This window comes from Kerstersia sp., from assembly GCF_052103615.1.
Taxonomy (GTDB): Bacteria; Pseudomonadota; Gammaproteobacteria; order Burkholderiales; family Burkholderiaceae_B; genus Kerstersia.
This window is the reverse complement of the sequence record NZ_JBQEKA010000060.1, coordinates 1-17668: the sequence shown is the minus strand read 5'-3', so window position 1 is coordinate 17668 and position 17668 is coordinate 1. Positions and strand designations below refer to the sequence as shown.

The 17668-nt window shown below is 62.6% G+C and carries 14 protein-coding genes and 1 tRNA gene; 8 read left to right on the top strand and 7 right to left on the bottom strand.

Going from position 1 to position 17668, the window contains the following annotated elements; all coding sequences use genetic code 11:
• Window positions 1–284 (bottom strand): aldo/keto reductase (locus ACTJGZ_RS11870; protein WP_441663130.1); only part of this gene is annotated, 284 nt, incomplete at its 3' end.
• Between the two features lie 445 nt (window positions 285–729).
• Here ACTJGZ_RS11870 and ACTJGZ_RS11865 point away from each other — a divergent pair.
• Both ACTJGZ_RS11865 and ACTJGZ_RS11860 read left to right on the top strand, forming a co-directional pair.
• Window positions 730–3183, top strand: a complete 2454-nt coding sequence (locus ACTJGZ_RS11865) for a membrane-bound PQQ-dependent dehydrogenase, glucose/quinate/shikimate family (RefSeq protein WP_441663129.1) — start codon at window positions 730–732, stop codon at window positions 3181–3183.
• Window positions 3184–3200: 17 nt separating this feature from the next.
• Window positions 3201–3857: a TetR/AcrR family transcriptional regulator gene (locus ACTJGZ_RS11860; RefSeq protein WP_441663128.1), complete on the top strand. Its 657-nt coding sequence runs from the start codon at window positions 3201–3203 to the stop codon at window positions 3855–3857.
• A 245-nt stretch (window positions 3858–4102) separates the two neighbouring features.
• Here the strand turns inward: ACTJGZ_RS11860 and ACTJGZ_RS11855 are convergent, their stop codons facing one another.
• The 3 genes from ACTJGZ_RS11855 to ACTJGZ_RS11845 form a co-directional block, all read right to left on the bottom strand.
• A complete protein-coding gene (locus tag ACTJGZ_RS11855) occupies window positions 4103–5362 on the bottom strand; it encodes a ParB/Srx family N-terminal domain-containing protein (RefSeq protein WP_441663127.1) in 1260 nt (419 codons plus the stop codon).
• 180 nt (window positions 5363–5542) lie between these two features.
• On the bottom strand, window positions 5543–5941 hold the full coding sequence (locus ACTJGZ_RS11850) for a nuclear transport factor 2 family protein (protein WP_441663126.1): 399 nt from the start codon (window positions 5939–5941) through the stop codon (window positions 5543–5545).
• A 126-nt stretch (window positions 5942–6067) separates the two neighbouring features.
• The gene (locus ACTJGZ_RS11845) at window positions 6068–6982 is read right to left on the bottom strand and encodes a Rossmann-like and DUF2520 domain-containing protein (protein ID WP_441663125.1); all 915 of its coding nucleotides are present in this window, start codon (window positions 6980–6982) and stop codon (window positions 6068–6070) included.
• A gap of 210 nt (window positions 6983–7192) precedes the next feature.
• On the opposite strand from ACTJGZ_RS11845, the gene ACTJGZ_RS11840 reads away from it, so the two are divergent.
• Window positions 7193–8554 carry an anti-phage deoxyguanosine triphosphatase gene (locus ACTJGZ_RS11840; RefSeq protein ID WP_441663124.1) on the top strand — a complete coding sequence of 454 codons (1362 nt, stop codon included), beginning with the start codon at window positions 7193–7195 and terminating at the stop codon, window positions 8552–8554.
• A 69-nt stretch (window positions 8555–8623) separates the two neighbouring features.
• Here the strand turns inward: ACTJGZ_RS11840 and ACTJGZ_RS11835 are convergent, their stop codons facing one another.
• On the bottom strand, window positions 8624–10618 hold the full coding sequence (locus tag ACTJGZ_RS11835) for an FUSC family protein (RefSeq protein ID WP_441663123.1): 1995 nt from the start codon (window positions 10616–10618) through the stop codon (window positions 8624–8626).
• A gap of 472 nt (window positions 10619–11090) precedes the next feature.
• Between ACTJGZ_RS11835 and ACTJGZ_RS11830 the strand changes: the two genes are divergently transcribed.
• The 3 genes from ACTJGZ_RS11830 to ACTJGZ_RS11820 all read left to right on the top strand — a co-directional run bounded on the left by ACTJGZ_RS11830 (window position 11091) and on the right by ACTJGZ_RS11820 (window position 13162).
• Window positions 11091–11166: transfer RNA gene (locus tag ACTJGZ_RS11830), tRNA-Gly, on the top strand.
• Between the two features lie 193 nt (window positions 11167–11359).
• Window positions 11360–11977 (top strand): hypothetical protein, encoded by a 618-nt coding sequence (locus ACTJGZ_RS11825; RefSeq protein ID WP_441663122.1) that lies wholly within the window; start codon window positions 11360–11362, stop codon window positions 11975–11977.
• A 168-nt stretch (window positions 11978–12145) separates the two neighbouring features.
• Window positions 12146–13162 carry a mechanosensitive ion channel family protein gene (locus tag ACTJGZ_RS11820; protein WP_441663121.1) on the top strand — a complete coding sequence of 339 codons (1017 nt, stop codon included), beginning with the start codon at window positions 12146–12148 and terminating at the stop codon, window positions 13160–13162.
• 39 nt (window positions 13163–13201) lie between these two features.
• On the opposite strand, the gene ACTJGZ_RS11815 is transcribed toward ACTJGZ_RS11820, so the two are convergent.
• Entirely contained in the window at window positions 13202–13372 is a 171-nt protein-coding gene (locus tag ACTJGZ_RS11815) for a hypothetical protein (RefSeq protein WP_441663120.1), read from the bottom strand.
• A gap of 311 nt (window positions 13373–13683) precedes the next feature.
• On the opposite strand from ACTJGZ_RS11815, the gene ACTJGZ_RS11810 reads away from it, so the two are divergent.
• Window positions 13684–16425, top strand: a complete 2742-nt coding sequence (locus ACTJGZ_RS11810) for an ATP-binding protein (RefSeq protein WP_441663119.1) — start codon at window positions 13684–13686, stop codon at window positions 16423–16425.
• 4 nt (window positions 16426–16429) lie between these two features.
• Entirely contained in the window at window positions 16430–17161 is a 732-nt protein-coding gene (locus ACTJGZ_RS11805; protein WP_441663118.1) for a response regulator, read from the top strand.
• Here the strand turns inward: ACTJGZ_RS11805 and ACTJGZ_RS11800 are convergent.
• Window positions 17154–17668: hypothetical protein (locus ACTJGZ_RS11800; protein ID WP_441663117.1), on the bottom strand; the 515-nt coding region annotated here is incomplete at its 5' end. The two genes, ACTJGZ_RS11805 and ACTJGZ_RS11800, sit on opposite strands and share 8 nt — an antisense overlap.

The window sequence follows — 17668 nt, the reverse complement described above, 5'->3', positions numbered from 1 at the left end:
AGGCTGGCATCGAAGGCCTTGAGCGTGGCATCGTAGCCCTGATCGGTATTCCAGAGTTTGGTGGTGATGAACAGCTGTCTGCGCGGCAGTCCGGCAGCACGGATGCCTGCCCCTACGCCGGTTTCATTGTCATAGGCCGCCGCGGTGTCGATATGGCGGTAGCCAGCGGCGAGCGCGGCTTCGACGGCAGGCGCCGCAAGATCATCGGGGGTACGCCAGACGCCCAGGCCGAGCTGAGGAATGCTGTGCTTATCATGCAGAACAAGATGAGGCTGGGAATCCATGGATGAAACTCCTGAACAAAATGGATAGACCGGGGGACGTTAGCTCACGCTAGCATGCCGCAAGGCGGCGTTCAGGCCAAGACCCTGCGGGCAGCAGGAGGTTGGCTGACAACAACGCTGGCGCTCTGCTGGCCCGGAAGACCCAGTATTTCAGGCGGGATCATGCCGCGCCGCATCATGGGTTATGAATGACACACAATAGTACTGTACGGTACAGTACAGGATTGGGGGCTGGCGCGGCAAGTCATTTTTATTCCGTTTTGGCCCGCAATCAACCGTCTTTTCCGCGGCTGCCCGGCGGCTGCGGATGCCTGGCTTCAATGGCTTTTCCGGCGGTTCGGCAGGCAGAAAGCCTGAGATTTGAAAATTTTTCAGTGGTTCCAGGGGAGGGGCATGGTGCCCTTGAGTCTTTGCGACGTTTCCCTTTTCAATGGTGATCTTGAATATGACAACAGCTAAAGCTGACCCGGATACCGGCCCTAAACAGCGGCGGTGGCCGCTGGCCTTGTTCGGCGCCGTCGTGGCCGTCATCGGCCTGGTGCTGGCGGCAGGGGGTATCCAGCTCGCCGCCTTGGGCGGTTCCTGGTATTACATTGTGGCAGGCCTGGCCTTGCTGTTTGCCGGCGGGCTGCTGGCGCTGCGGCGTGCCGCAGGGGCCTGGCTGTTCGGGCTGACGGCCGTGGCGACCGTGGTCTGGGCATGGGCCGAAGTCGGCCTGAATTTTTGGATGCTGGTGCCGCGTCTGGCGCCTTTCCTGGTGCTGGCGTTTGTGCTGGCTTTGCTGCTGCCGCAACTGCCAGGCGTGCGTTCGCGCCGGGGGCCGCATTGGCTGGCTGGCGTGCTGGGCCTGGGCCTGATCGCGGGCGGCGTGGCAGTGTTCCAGCCGCATGGCGTGATTCACGCCGCCGCCGCGCCCAAGGCGCAGCGCAACAGCGCCGCGGCGGATGCGGGCGGTGACTGGCAGCATTATGGCCGCACGCCGGCAGGCACGCGGTTCGCGCCCTTTGATCAGATTCATCCGGGCAATGTCGATCAGCTGGAAGTGGCCTGGACCTACCGGACGGGAGAAATCGCGGACGGCGCCTCGGAATTCCAGAATACGCCGCTGCAGGTTGATGACACGGTGTTTGTCTGCACGCCGCTCAATAAAGTCATTGCGCTGGACGCGGAAACCGGCAAGGAACGCTGGACGTTCGATCCCGGCGTGGAAGACCGCAAAACCTGGAACCGCTGCCGCGGGCTGGGCTATTACGAGCCTGCCAAGGTCGAGCAACCTTATGTCTTCGCGGAAGATAGCGCCTGGAAAGCGGCCCGCCCGGCTCTGGGCAGCGGCAGTCTGCCGCAGGATGGCCAGCGCAGCTGCGCCAGCCGTATCGTGATGACCACGATAGATGCCCGGTTGCTGCAGATGGATGCCAAAACCGGCGAGCTGTGCGAAGACTTCGGCCAGAATGGCTCGGTGGACCTGACGGTGGGGATGGGCAAGGTCGATTACGACAATGTGCTCTGGTACTACCTGACTTCGGCGCCGACAGTCGTGCGCAACATGATCATCATTGGCGGCTGGACATTCGATGGACGTTCCGTGGATGAGCCTTCCGGCGTGATCCGAGCGTTCAGCGCGGATTCCGGCGAATTGCTCTGGGCCTGGGATATGGGGCAGCCGGAAATTACCAAGCTGCCGCCGGAAGGGGGCAGCTACTCGCGCGCCACGCCCAATGTCTGGTCCACGCCGGCTTTTGACGAAACCCTGGGCCTGGTTTACCTGCCCACCGGCAATCAGCAGCCGGACTTCTGGGGCGGTGACCGCCCGGAAACTTCCGAGCAGCATTCGTCTGCCGTGGTGGCGCTGGATATCCTGACGGGGCGCGAGCGCTGGACGTATCAGACCGTTCACCATGATATCTGGGATTACGACATGGCCGCGCAGCCGGCCCTGTATGACATTCCGGATGGCAAGGGCGGCGTGACCCCGGCGCTGGTGCAATTGACCAAGCGCGGCCAGATATTCCTGCTGGACCGCCGCGACGGCACGCCGTTGGCGCAAGTGGAAGAACGTCCGGTGCCGCAGAAAGCGGCGGCGGGTGATTGGGTGGCCAAGACCCAGCCGTATTCTGTGGGCATGCCCGCGCTGGGCGCCGAGCCGCTGACGGAAGCCGATATGTGGGGCGCGACGTTCTTTGACCAATTGGCATGCCGTATCGCGTTTCGCAAGCTGAACTACGAAGGTGAATTTACCGCGCCTTCGACCCAGCCGACCTTGCTGTATCCCGGCTATTACGGCGGCTTCAATTGGGGCAGCGCGGCGATCGACGAAGACCGCGGCTATCTGTTCCTCAATGACATCCGCATCCCTCAGGTGGTCACATTGATTCCGCGTGACGACGTGGATGAAAACAAACTGGTGGCCGGTCATGGCGTGGGCAGCACCTATCCCATGCAAGGCACGCCTTTTGTGATTGATCACGAAGCCTTCAATTCGCCGCTGGGCATCCCTTGCAATGCGCCGCCTTGGGGCGTGTTTGCCGCCGTGGATCTGAATACCCGTCAGCTGGTCTGGCAGACGCCTGCCGGTACGGTGGAAGATGCCGTGGTGAGTGGCGTCAAGGCAGGCCTGCCGGTTCCGCTGGGCATGCCTACCCTGGGCGGCGGCGTCAGCACGGCTTCCGGTCTTGTGTTCTACGCGGGCACCCAGGATTACTATCTGCGCGCGCTGGATATCGCAACCGGCGAAGAGTTGTGGAAGGGCCGCATGCCGGTTGGCGGGCAAGCGACACCCCTGAGCTATATCGCGCCGCAAAGCGGCCGCCAGTTCGTGGTCGTGGCGGCGGGGGGCGCGCGGCAGTCGCCTGACCGTGGTGATTATGTGATAGCTTATGCGCTTCCCAAACAGCCTTAAGCGATTCTGAACTGCCCATGCCCAAACTCTCTGCCGCCGCTTCTCAGCACAAGAAAGTTCCGGCGACAGAGCGCGGCAGGCAACGGCAGCAGCAATTGCTGCAAGTGGCCTGCGAGCATTTCCTCAAGCATGGCTACGCGGCCGCCAGCCTGGATGCCATCGTGCAACAGGCAGGCGGCTCCAAGGCTTCGGTCTATCATCACTTCGGCGGCAAGCAGGCTTTGTTTGCCGCCGTCGTGGAGCAGCTCTGCGCCGAGTTCCTGGCGCAGCTGCGCGCCATTGATGTCTCCGCCGTCAGCCTGGCGGACGGCTTGCGCACTATCCTGCAAGAATTGGTCAATGTGGTGGCTGATGCGCGCCATGTGGCTTTCTACCGCCTGGTGATTGCCGGTTCCACCCGCTTCCCCGAGGCCGGGCGCACCTGGTATGAACATGGCCCGATGGTGTGGTTCGAGGTGTTCATGCGCCTGTTTGATATTCACGAGCAGCGCGGGCAGATCCGCGCCGGAGCGGCCAAGGCCGTGGTGTCAGGCATTCTGTTCGATGCTGTGCTCAGTTTCCTGACGACGCAGTTCGTCATCCTAGGCAAACCGATTGATAAACGCCTGGCAGAGCCGGTGATTGAGGAACTGATCGCCATGGCGCAGGCCCGTCTGGCGCCCTTGGCTCCCTAAGTGTTCCTGGCTCCCATGGCTTTCCTCGCTCCCCTGGCGGGCGGATAGCGCGTCAGCATGAATTTGAGCCTGGCGCGGATTGTGTCCGGGCCAGGCTTATCATTCGCGTGCTGGCCGCATCGGTGGCCGTGGCAGTGGCAGTGACAGTTACGACTGGGCGATGCGGCCCGTCTCACGGACAATCTTGCGGGCAGCCCCCCGATAGGAAGAAGGGCCAGCCGCCGCTAGGCGGAACGCCAAACCGTTCAGGGCTGCTGCCAGCAATCCGCTTGCGTGTTGGCCGCTCCGCCGCATTCACGGTATTTGAGTGCATACCAGGCCTTGCCAGCCGTGCGGTAGCGGCCGCTGTTATTGGTGTCGGTACGCCAGAGGTCGTCTTCCATGAAATCATTCCAGTCCTTGGCCGCGGCGGGTGCGTCCAGGCGGCCGAGCTCGCCTGCCAGCTTGCCGCCAGCCACCGGGTCCTGATCCGTCAGGGCGACCATGCGCATGGCGGCATCGCGCACGGCAGCAATATAGCTGTCGGTGCTGTCGCCGCTGCGGGCGCTGACGGTTCCGTTTTTCACTTCCACGCGGGCGCGGGCCAGATCCGTCAGCGTATATTGGGCCAGATCGGGGCCATGCTCGCGCAGCCAGCTGCCCCAGTAGAATTCGGCGAATTCAGGCAAGGCGCCATTGTCATAGCCCATGCCGCGCGTCAGATAGACCAGTGACCGGTATTTGTCGTCGCTCAGCGTATCCAGCCCCAGGCGCTCGGGCAGCTGCTCGGGGGTGATGGCCTGGCCGTCTGGCGTTTCCAGCCAGACGTAGCGGGCGTCCTGCATTTGTTGCCAGAAGCTGGCCTGGGTTTCGGCGCCGCTGTAGTTGGCCGCAACACGCACCCACACCGGCAGTTCATCGCCGCCATCGGCCAATTCCCGCAGCGTGGTGAAGGTGTGGTGGCCGTCGGTCAGGTAGAGGGTGCCGCCGGGGCCGACCACAACGGTTTTCAGCTGCGCCAGAATCTCGGCGGCCGCATCGGCGGTGGGGGCGGGCAGGGAACAGGTATAGCTGGTGCTGTCGGCAAGACTCGAACCGGTCTGCGTGAAACTGGCCACGCCGCCCTGGCCGTTATCGGCGCAGTAGTCGTCAATGCGCTTGCGCTCGGTGCGGTACAGATAGCGCGAGTAGTTGTCGTTGTCGTCGTCGCCCAGGTAACCGTCGGCGCTGGGCTGAAAACGTTGCAGGTCCGGCTGTTTGCGGCCCAGGTGGTAGTAGATCTGGTCGTAGCCGACGGAAGGCTGGGTCGGATGCAGCTGCTTGATCTGAACTTTCAGCACATCGCCCGGACGCGCATCCAGATAGGGCGAGCTGGGGGTTGGTGTAGGCGTGGGTTCGGGCGCAGGCTCGGGGTCGTTCTTGTCATGGCTGCTGCCGCAGCCGGCCAGCAGGGCCAGGACAAAGGTGGCAGGCAGCAGGCGCTTGGCCAGGATGGACTGCCGGGACAGGAACAAGGTCGAAGACATGCAAAGGTTTCCGGTAAAAGCCAGTGGTTCTCTTCGGGCGCGGCAAGGCTGCCCGGGCGGAGACGAAACCGGGCCTGAGCCTTGGTTCGCCGCGTTCCAGTATCGCAGCCGAGCATGACGGGCGCATGACAGGGGGCTGGGCCTGCCGCAGGCGTTTGCACCGCGGCAGAAAGGCTTGCGTTAGCCCTGGCCTGGCTGCGGAACATAGACCTCGTGCCAGAGTGTCACTTTGCCCTGCGCATCGAACCGGGTCAGCAGGACGGCATTGAAATGTTCGTTGCTGCCATCAACTTTGCTGATGGTGACGCGCATGGCGAAGACGGCGGAATGCTCGTCAGCCACTTCATGATCCACCTGGTATTCGATCCCGGACAAACTGCGCTTCATGTCCTCCAGGAATGCCTGATAGTTTTGGTGATTGGCCTGATAGCGCCGGCCATTGGCCTCGACGACAAAAGCGGGCGCAAAGCATTCCCCGATCCTTTCCGGCGACAGCGCCGAGCCGTGGTTCAGGTATTTCCGGTTCCAGTCCAGGACGCGATGGGCTTGCTGGAGGGAGTGTGAGCGTTGATTAGGCATGGTGTCCGCAGTGTTGTGGGGGAAAGGAGGGCGGCAATCTGTCAGGGCAAAGAGTTAGGGCAAACAGTCCGGAAAAGCCACCGGGATGACGGGCTGTCCGGGCTGGCAAGGAAAACAGCGCTTGTATCAGTGGCGCGGCGCTGTCAGCAATTGGCGCAGGCTGGCGGCGCGGGCGGTGTTGATGCGGCCTTGTTCCTGGGCCATATCGACGGTGCGCAGGCAAAGTTCGGTATATAGCGGCAGGGTGCCGGGGTCAAAGCCACCCAGCGCATGCAGGTGCTGGGCCACAGACCCCGTGTCGCCGCGTGAAACCGGGCCGGGCATGCTGGCTGCGGCGCCGCCGCTGGCGATGGCGGCCAGGGTACCCTGCGCCAGCGGCATCAGCGCCTGCAGGGCTTCTGATTCACTGGCCCCCCAGGACGCCCACATTTTGACGGCATCGGCCAGGAGCGCGTTGATGAATTGCGAGGCATAGCCCGCGGCAGCATGGTAAAGCGCCCGGGTGCCGGGCGGCAGATGATTGATACGGCATCCCAGATGCCGGGCCAGCGCGATCAGTTCGGCATCCAGCGGGGCTGCGGCTTCAATGGTAATGGTGCAGCCAGGCAGCTTTTCCAGCGCCGTCTGCGGGTCTGCGAAGGTTTGCATGGGGTGAAAGCCGCCAGTCAGCGCGCCGGCTGCCGCTGCTGCGCGGAGCACGGTAATTTCGGTGGCGCCGCTGCAATGCACCACGCGTGTGCCGGCGCGCCAGCGCAAGGCGCTTACCGTGGCTTCGAGGGCGGCATCCGGTGTAGTCACGAAAATCAGATCGCATTGATCGGCGACAGCTTGCGCGGTGCCGTGCGCGGCGCATCCGGGGATGCGTGCGGCCAGCGCCTGGGCGCTGGCGGGCGTGCGGCTGGCGGCCGCCGTGACGCGCAATCCGCGTGCATGGCTGTGCCAGGCCAAGGTGCGCGCCAGCCGTCCGGCGCCGATAAAACCGATGTTCAGGGAAAGTCCGGCAGCCTGGCCGGATGGGGAGGAAACGGTCTGCTGTAGCATATTTTTCTCGTGGTTCCGGCACGCGCCGCGTGTCAGGCGGCCCGCTGGCCTGGGCCGGGCGCGCGGGCCCTGGCTTGCCGCATGTTACCGTACCGCTGGCGGGCGGCCGGCTGCTGCCAGGGGCATGGCCCAGCCAGCCGGGCAGCGCTGGCAGCAGCCAGTCTCTCAGTCCCTCAGTCTATCTGTTCGTCGTCTGTAAAGGAGGCAGTCATGCTTTGGCAGCAACGCCGCGAAACCTGGTCGCCCGTCGAATCCGACGTGCGTACCCCTTACGATGTTGATTATGCGCGCATCATTCACTGCGCATCGTTCCGGCGTTTGCAGGGCAAGACACAGATCCTGAGCCCGGGGGACAATGATTTTTACCGCACCCGCCTGACCCATAGCCTGGAAGTCGCGCAGATCGCCGCAGGGATTGTGCGGCAGTTTGAATGCAATGCCGACTATGCGGAAATCCATCCTCATCTGCCCAGCCTGAGCATGATACAGGTGGCGGGCGCCACCCATGATCTGGGCCACCCGCCGTTTGGCCATGGCGGCGAAGTGGCGCTGAACTATTGCATGCGTGACGCCGGAGGGTTCGAGGGCAATGGCCAGACCTTGAGGATAGTGTCGCGGCTGGAGAAGTTTTCTCAGCATGCCGGCGCCAATCTGACACGGCGGGCCATGCTTAGCCTGCTCAAGTACCCGGTGCCGTATTCGCGGGTGATGAACCCGGATTTGCAGCCTTGCCTGGAAAGCGGACCCAGCACGATACAGATCATCGACCGGCGGGCCTCCCGGCCGCCCAAGTGCTACCTGGATAGCGAGCAGGATGTGGTGGACTGGATCCTGGAGCCCCTGAGCGCCGCCGACCGGGAACGCTTCACGGCGGTCGAGCCGCCCGCGCCAGGCAAGCATGGGCGGGCCGGGCACAAGTCTTTTGATTGCAGCATCATGGATATTGCCGATGACATTGCGTTCGGCGTGCATGACCTGGAAGACGCCCTGGCCATGGATTTGATCGCGCCTGAGGATTTCCGCCAGCATGCGCCCTGGGAGAAATGCGTTTGCTTTCTGGAATACCTGCGCGGCCGCTATGCGGAGGAGATGGCAGGCAAGTCGCTGTCCGAGATTCATGACTGGCTGGTGGACCGCCTGTTTGGCGACGGCGGGCGGCGCAAACGCTTCATCGGCCGGCTGGTGCATTACTTCATCAGCCATTGCTGCGTACAGACCGACCCCGGTTTTGAAGCGCCCTTACTGCGTTACCGCGCCAGCCTGCCCAGGGATGCCATGGCATTTCTGGAAACTCTCAAGACGGCGGTACGGGAAACTGTCATTCTCAGCGCGGGTGTGCAGCAAATGGAATTCAAGGGGCAGCGTCTGGTGATTGCGGTCTTTGAAGCCCTGGCTTCGGAACCCCGGGCGTTTCTCCCCAGGGATGTGCACCAGCGCTGGCAACAGGCCCCGGAGGGCGAGCGTCTGCGCATTATTTGCGACCATATCGCTGGCATGACCGACGCTTTTCTGCTGAAAACCTACGACAGGCTGTTCCTGCCGCATGTCGGCTCGGCGTTCGACCGGATGTAAGCCGGGCGCCGCCCAAAAAAAAGCGCCGCCCGGATAGGGCGGCAGCGGCAACCGGGGGTTAGCCAGGGGTTAGCGCGACGAGCACAGTGTCCGCATATGCTGCAGTTCACTGTCTATGCGTTCGATCAGGCGGGCTTCCGGGCAGCTGGGGCGCGGTCCTGGCCAGCGCTGGGGCGGGTGCGGGCGCAGGGACGCATTGCCGATTTGCTCCACTTGCAGGGCTAAGGCGTGGCGCATGTCTTCGGCTGGGGGTTGGGTGGTCTGCACTGAATAAATCGTAATGTCATCACAGAGCCGCTCGGCGCTGTCCAGCAGGGGAAACCAGGCGGCAGTTTTGGAGCCGGCAGGGGGCGGATCGCACATGAAACGTTGCAACTGGGCGCGCAAGCCGGTCAATTGGCGATAGGCCTGGCGGCGGTACTGCCGGATCTGCGCTGGCCGGGTGTCGGGCGCAAGGCCGGGCGCGGCCGTTTCAGGCAGGCAGGCCTGTAAATAATCCGCCAGCGTCCGCCGGATGGCCGTGAACTGTGCGGCAATTTCCGGCTGATGTCCTTTGGGCCAGACCAGATAGCCGAACACGATGACGATGGCGGCGCCTATCACGGTATCCAGCAGGCGTTGCAGCGCAAATGCCAGATCGTTGCCGCCGGGCAGAATGATATCGACCAGCATCAGAATCAAGGGAGTCAGGACCACGGCCTGCAGTGCATAAGAGCGCTGCATGGCCCAGGGCAGCAAGGCCGCCAGGATCGCCATGACGAGCACAAAGACGATACTTTTTGGGATCAGCAGGAGAATGGCTGCGCCAATCACGACTCCGGCCAGCGTGCCCAGGCTGCGCAGCAGCGAGCGCGCGACAATAGAGCCGAAATCGGGTTTCATGATGAGCCCGACGGTCAGGGGAATCCAGAACCAGTGCGCATCGCTGTCAAGCCAGCGCATGGCATAGGCAATCGCGATGGCGAGTGCCAGCGCCGCAGCGGATAGCCAGGTGTCACGGCTGGGAATCAGGCGGTCGGACAGGCGGATTTTGACCTGGTGCGCGGAGGGCGGAAGAGCGGGAGCGGTAGCGGTTTCCAGGGGCGGATCGAAGGTTGCCTGCGAGTTGAGCAGTGCCGTCAGGGCGCGGAGGTGGCGGTCCAGGTCGGAATCCGGGGTGCCCAGCGCCGTGGCGGCAAAGCGCGAGGTTGCTGTCAGCGCGCCAGAGATCTGGTGCAGGCGCTGGGCAGCAGCGCGTAATGCATCCGCATCATCACAAGCCAGCAGGACCGCGAAAATAGCGTCGCTGCGTTGCAGGATGGCGGCGCTGCGTTCCTGTTCCAGGCTGCGGCCAGCCATGCGGCGGCGCTGGTGCAGCAGCGCCGTGTGGGCAGTGGCCAAACGTGCTGTGACCTGGCGGCGCGGCTCGTCTATCGGGCGCTGTTCAGCGCGGTTCATCGCTAACGTTGCCAGGGCATTGAACAGACCGGACAGCATATTGCGGCGCGGCCGCTGGTGAAAGAAGAGGGCTTCTATTCCCAATAGGGCGGCGTACAGCAAGGTGCCGACCAGATAGAGCAGGGCGGGCTGCCAGAACGGGGCGATGCCAGGCACGCCGATGGCAATGGAGGCAACCAGCAGGGCCTGCAAGCAGCCGACGGACAGCGCGGCGCCATAACTGCTGAGAATGCCGGCAGCAAAGGCCAGCAGCGCCATGCATGCCACGGTAGCGGGCCAGGGCAGCAGGCCGAGATATCCCGCCAGATAACCCAGGGCGCCGAGCGGCGCGGCAAGCGCCATATGTCGGAACACCGAGTCATAAGTCCCGTTACGTTCACCCGTGGTCTGCATCAGGGCGCCCATGGCAACCCACATCCCCGTCATGAGGTCATTGCTCAGCAGGCCAATGAGAAAAGGCAAACCGACGCTCAGGGCAGCGCGGATGGAGCGGCCCCAGCGCCACGGAGCAGGCTGCAATTTCGTCAATGATTCTAGCCAAGGGCCCGGACGGGTTGGCTCGGTTTCCACGCTCATTTGCGACAGCTCCACGAAAAGAGGAAACATCAATAGGAAAACCATGCCCATGGCGCAGCGCCTGGGGCGTGCTGGCGCGGGGCATGGCTATCAACCCACTAAGGTAGCATTTCAAATGTGACGATTCCAACACTCAAACTAGTTAATTTTCCTATTAGAAGTGCAGTTTTTCTATGGTTTGGCTGTGTATAGATGAAACGTTTTTGATACAAGCGGACACCGTCAATCCGGGCGGACTGGCCGCTTGCGCAGCCGCCTCCTGGCTGCGCGGAAGATCAGCCAGCGCCAGCAGGGCCGGGCCGGCCAGGCGGATTCGGGCAAGAAGAAAAGGCAGCCGCCAGAGCGGCGGGCGCGGCGGCATCAGCCCTGTTTCTGGCAGTACTCGGTAGCAACTGGCAGCAATCAGCAAGCCGGCTAAAAAGGGATGTTTGGGTGGCTTGAAGAAAAATTTCCCAAAACACTTGATTCCTTGGTTTTGGCGGGTTATTATTTATTTCTCGTTGCAGCGCAAGCAAGACGAAATGCGGGAGTAGCTCAGTTGGTAGAGCGCAACCTTGCCAAGGTTGAGGTCGCGAGTTCGAGACTCGTCTCCCGCTCCAAATTCAAAAAAGGCCCAAACTTCGGTTTGGGCCTTTTTGCTTGCGCGCTGGCAGGCCTGCCTGGCAGCTGGCCAAACCAGTGTTGGGCATGCCGGGTATATCTGGCATATCGGCAGCTCGCATATTGGCAGCTCATATATCGGCAGCTCATATATCGGCAGATCATATGCCGGCGCAATCGTGAAAGGACGCGATGGATATCGTATTGACCCTGTTGGCGGCGGCTCTGGTGGGGCAGGTCGTGCGCGCGCGTTACCAGCGCGCGCGTATTCTGCTGCTGGGCAGCCATTTGGCCAGTTTGCAGCTGGAACGGCATATGGAAACCCTGACGCAAGGGTATGCGCGGGCCATTCGCGAGCCGTCGGAAGCCCGCCAGTTGCAGATTCTCGAAACCTTTGCGCAGGCCGAGCGTGCTGTCGCGGCACAGGCCCAGACGCTGGCCAGGTCCATGGGCAAGGAAAGCCGCCAGGCGACCGCAATGGGCACCTTCGCGGTATGCATTCCCTATCTGGAACGCCTGTTGCCGTCGGCAACACGGGATTTCCGCGCTTTGCTGGCGATTCATGCGGCAGGGTTTCAGTATGTGGCGGAGAACACCGAAGGCTGGGATCCCAAGCAGCGCGCCTATCATTTATCGGCAGAACTGTATCTGTTCCAGCATAGCTGCCATTGGTACTGCAAGTCCCGCCTGGTGGCCGACGCCCGTTTGCAGGTGCGCCATCAGGTCAGCCGCGAGAAAGTGCTGGATTCTGTCTCTGCCTTGACCCGCAGCGCCTACCGGCGCTGGCTGAACGGCGGCACGGCAGGCTGAGCGCGGGCTGCTGGGCGAGCCATCCCGGCAAGCGCCGGGCCGCCCGCGAGCGTGCCGGGCCGCGCAGGGGGTAAGTCGGTTACAGACATGACAGCAGCCGCGCAGTCCACTCTTTATAATCCGTGCTGCTGACGGTACGCGGGTAGCGTTGCGCAACAAGGAGAAGGTGTGGACGATCACGATTTACTGGTCAGGTATTTGATCGGCGCGGGCATTCTGGTGGCCTGTTTGCTCGTCGCGGTCATCATCGCGATGGTCGAACGGCGCAAGCGGAATTGGTCGCGCAGCATCATTGTGCACGTGGTGCAGATGCTTGCGCTGTTTTCGGCAGTGGCCATTGCGCGCCAATATGTCCATCTGGCGATAGAGGATTACCACGTTACCTGGATCACGCCGCGCATGGTGGATGTGGTGGCGGTGCTGGTCGTTGCCTGGGTCTTCATGCGCCAGCTGTCGCTGCTGATCAACCGGCTGGAAAAGAATCAGGTCAAAAAAGGCAGCGATCCCACTTCAGCGCGCATGATTGCGCGGGTCATGAAGTTTGTGGTGTTTGTCACGATCCTGCTTTTCTTCGGCGAGCATTTCGGGCTGAGCATGTCCGGCCTGCTGGCGTTCGGCGGTATCGGCGGGATTGCCATCGGCATGGCAGGCAAGGATATCCTGAGCAACGTTTTTTCCGGGACGATGCTGTATTTCGACCGGCAATTCAATATTGGCGACTGGATCAGTTCGCCGGACAGGAATATTGAAGGGACAGTGGTGGAGATAGGCTGGCGCCTGACCAAGATCATGACCTTCGATCATCGGCCGCTCTATGTGCCGAACTCCCTGTTTTCGTCGATCAGCGTGGAAAACCCCGGGCGCATGACCAATCGCCGCATCAAGGTCGAGATCGGTCTGCGGTATGAAGATGCGGGCAAGATACGCATCATTGTCGAGGACATCCGCAAGATGCTGATGCAGGACACCAATATCGACCAGACTCAGACCATGCTGGTCAATTTCAATGCCTTTGCCGATTCGTCATTGAATATCATGGTGTATTGCTTTACCAAGACGACGAAATGGGCGGCCTGGCTGGATGCGCAGCAGGACGTCTATCTGAAGATTATTGATATCGTGCAGCAGCACGGCGCGGATTTCGCTTTCCCGACGCAGACACTGTATATGGAAAAAGACAGCTGAGCAGGGGCAGTGGTGAGGCGGGCGCCCAGGGCGTCCGCTTCAGTCTGCGCGGGGTGTTTTGCGCCGCGCAAGTCCTGCAAGGCCAGCCAGGGGCTGACGGCCGGTGTCGTCGCCCCGTTTCTTTTTGGGGCGGTTGATCCAGTACAGGGGCGCAGTGAACAGCACTGCTACGATAAGAATGAAAGTAATGTCCTGAAGTATTTGAGGCATGACTGTATCCACGGGCTTCTGGCGGGCATACGATAGCCCTTCCCCTGCTGGCGGGTCGTAAATTCGGCGTAAATTCATGCCGTGTTTGCTGAGTAGCAAGGGTTTTCCCTAGGTTCTGGGCAGGCGGTACGCTGTTGGGCTTGCGGCGCAGGCGGCTGCACCTGGGCCTGTGGCTGGTGCGCGGTGGCGCGGGCCAGCCGAATTTATGCAGAGTTTATGTAGCGTGCAGGCGGATGGAGGATACTGCACGCTTGCTGGCGGCATAGGGGCGGGAATGGCCTGGCGGGCCGGCGCAAGATGAGGATGAAGACATGATGGGAGCCGGACAATCGGGCCAGACAGACGCCATGCCGGGCGAAGCCCGGCAGCAGAAGGCAGGGCGTCTGACCGTGTTTTTGGGCGCGGCGCCAGGTGTCGGCAAAACCTATGCCATGCTGACGCGCGCGCAGGAACTGTTGCGTCAGGGGCGGGATGTGCTGGTCGGCGTGGTGCAAACCCATGGCCGCCATGAAACCCAGGCGCTGACTGCCGGTTTGCCGAGGCTGCCGCGCCGCCTGACGCCATTTCCGCCAGGCGCGCCTGAGGAACTGGATCTGGATGGCATCCTGGCGCGTAAACCCGCCATTGTCCTGGTGGATGAGCTGGCGCACAGGAATGCGCCTGGCAGCCGCCACGAGCGCCGCTGGCAAGATGTGGAGGAACTGCTGGATGCCGGGGTAGATGTTTTTACCACCATGAATATCCAGCACCTGGAAAGTGTCAATGATCTGGTCTTTCAAATCACTGGCGTCCGGGTAACGGAGACCATACCGGATGCGCTGTTTGAACGATTGCGCGATATCCGGCTGGTGGATCTCCCGGCGCGTGAGCTGATAGAAAGGCTCAAGCAGGGCAAGGTGCATTTGCCGGAACAGGCCAGCCAGACGCTGCGCGCTTTCTTTTCGCCATCGAACCTGACGGCATTGCGCGAGCTGGCGATGCAAACCGTGGCCGAGCATGTGGATGCCGATCTGCGCGAGGCGCGTGCCGCGCGCGGTCTGCAGGGCATACCGATTCAGCGCCATGTGATGATTGCCATTGATGGCCTGGGCGAATCGGAATACCTGGTGCGCGCAGGGGCCCGCATCGCGGAGCGGCGCGGCGCGCCTTGGTCTGTCGTCACGGTGGATACCGGCAGTTCCGCTGAAGCGACCCGGCCAGCGGGCCGGCGCGGCATGCGTAGCCTGCGGCCGGATCGCGCCGCCAGGCTGGAGCAGCAGCGGCAGATGGAACTGGACCGCGCCTTTGCGCTGGCCCGGGCGCTGGGCGGCGAAACGGAAGTGCTGCATAACACCGATATTACCCAGGCCCTGCTGGATGCCGGTGCCGCCCGGGGCGCGAAATCCATTGTGATCGGCCGCACGCGCGAGCGGCCGATTGCGCGCATGTTCAATCGCACCCTGACGCAACAGTTGCTGCGGCGCGGCGCGCATTATGAACTGACGATAGTGAGCACGCCGGAAGTGCGCAAACGCTTGCCGCGCTGGCCGGATACCGGCGGGGAATGGCTGGTGCGGGGCGAACCCATGTTCGTTTTGCAGGCCAGCCTGGTGGCAACCGTGATGGCGGCGCTGGCCGATATGCTGCTGGGCTTGCAGGATTTGTCCATGGTCTATCTGGTGGCCGTCATGCTGGTGGCATCGCGCACCCGCATGGTGGCGGCGGTGATGACGGCTGCCTTGTGCTTTCTGTCTTACGATTTCTTTTTCATTGAGCCGCGCTTCACGCCTATGATCAGCGCGCCGCGCGGGGCGGCGACGGTGCTGCTGTTTCTGGCGGCAGCGCTGATTGCAGGCCGGCTGGCGTCGCGCTTGCGTATGCAGGTGGTGGCGTTGCGGGCGGCCAATACCCATGCTTCGGCCATGCAGGATCTTGGGCGGCGCCTGTCCAAGGCGGCCGATCTGGGGCAGGTGATCGCGGCGGGATCGGCGGCCTTGCACGCGGCCTTGCGGGCCGAAACCTGGATGCGCATCGGCCAGGACACCGCCGTGCAGCTGCCGCCGGCGGCGGCGCTGAATGGCCGGGAACTGGCGGCGGCCGACTGGACGCAGCAGCATGGGCAGGGCAGCGGCCGGTTCACGGATACCTTGTCCGGTTCGTCGTGGTGGTTCCTGCCCGTCCGTTCCGATCAGGATACACTGGGTGTGATAGGCCTGCGTTTCCCGGCCGATACGGGGCGGCTCTCTTTTGAGCAGCGCCGGCTGGCGGAAAGCATGGTGGATGATATTGCCGAGGCCGCGCTGCGCACCCGTCTGGTCGCAGAGCTGGAGGCCGCGCGGGTCACCAGTGAGACAGAACGGCTGCGTTCCGCCTTGTTGTCATCGGTGTCGCATGATCTGCGCTCGCCCTTGTCGTCCATGATAGGGTCCGCCGACAGCCTGGCCCGCTATGGCAAGGATATGAGCGAAGAAGACCAGCGCAGCTTGCTGGAAACCATCCATGTGGAAGGCGAACGCCTGGACCGCTATATTCAGAATCTGCTGGACATGACCCGGCTGGGGCAGCAAGGGCTGACGCTGACGCGGGACTGGATAGGCATGGACGAACTGGTGGGGTCGGCATCGCGCCGCCTGCAGCGCTATGAGCCGCAGGTGCGGGTGTCGCACGATATTCCGCCAGATTTGGCGCCTATCCATGTGCATCCGGCCCTGGTGGAGCAGGCCTTGTTCAATGTGATGGAAAACGCAGCCAAGTTCTCGCCGCCAGGCGAGCCGATTCTGGTGCGGGTGCGTCCGGCCCAGGCCGGGCAATTGCAGATAGATATTTCCGACCGCGGGCCTGGGATTCCCGAAGACGAGCGGCGGCGGATTTTCGATATGTTCTACAGTGTGGAACGCGGCGATAGGGGCCGCCATGGCACAGGCCTGGGCCTGACGATTGTCCAGGGCATCGTTGGCGCGCATATGGGCAGCGTGGTGGCCTTGCCTGGCCCGGATGGCAAGGGCACTTGCGTGCGTATGACCTTGCCCTGGGGCGAGCCGCCAGTCCTGGAAAGTGACGAAGAGGATAAGTGACGCTGTGACCAGTCAAACCGATACCACCGCTGCCGCGCCGGCGGCACGGGTGCTCATCATTGACGATGAGCCGCAGATCCGCAAATTCATAGATATCAGCCTGCGTTCCCAGGGCTATGCCACGCTGCTGGCGGAAAACGGCCAGCAGGGGCTGACCTTGCTGGGCAGCCAGGGCGCGGATATTGTCATTCTTGATCTGGGCCTGCCGGACAAGGATGGCAGCGAGGTGCTGGCCGAGCTGCGGCAGTGGTCGCAGGTGCCGGTGATTGTGCTCACGGTGCGTTCCGGCGAGCAGGAAAAAGTCGATCTGCTGGACCTGGGCGCCAATGATTATGTGACCAAGCCATTTGGCGTGGACGAGCTGATGGCGCGCATCCGGGTGCTGTTGCGCATGGCGGGCGGGCGCAGCGAGGCCAGCCCGGTCTTTGACGACGGGCAGTTGCGCGTGGATCTGGGGCAGCGGGAAGTGACCCTGGATGGCGAGCCGGTGGCGCTGACACGCAAGGAGTTCACGCTGCTATCGCTATTGCTGCGCCAGCCTGGCCGCCTGGTGACACAGACCCAGCTGCTGCGCGAAGTCTGGGGGCCTACCCACGAGGAAGATGCGCATTATCTGCGCATCCTCGTCGGGAAATTGCGCCATAAGCTGGGGGATGATGCGTCTGCGCCGCGTTATATCGTGACTGAGCCCGGGGTGGGCCTGCGCTTTCTGGCGAAGGATAAAAGCCTTATGTAACGCTGCGCGAAGCGCGGCGCTTGTCGCTATGACAGGAGTCGGGCAGACGGGTACTGGTGGCGCCGCCGGAGGCGCGGGAAGCTATCCAGATGACCGCCATGATGAGTGCATACATGAAGGCCATCGCCAGAATCAAAAGCAAGGGAAATTCAAATGAGTCCATGATGTTTGGACTATCTCTGACAGAAAAGTGATGCTGACAGTGTAATTTTCCCGGCCTGGCGCTTGTGTAAATTGTGCATAAATTCAGCAGGCAGGCTGGATTCAAGCGGCGTCCGGGGGCGCCCCAGGGCGGCTGGCAGGGCGCGGCACTGGCTGGAAGCGCCGGTTTTGGGGCGCAAAAGTGCGTAAACCGACGGTTGGACAGTATGATGGGCCGAATTTTCCTGGAATGCTGTTTGATTGCTTGATGGTTAGCTCTGTCTTGTTCGAGCGCGTGAATGCCTGCCGCGCCTGCTGTGTTTGCCCTGCGCGCGGCGCTTGCGGGCCTGGTCTGCGGGGCGGCGC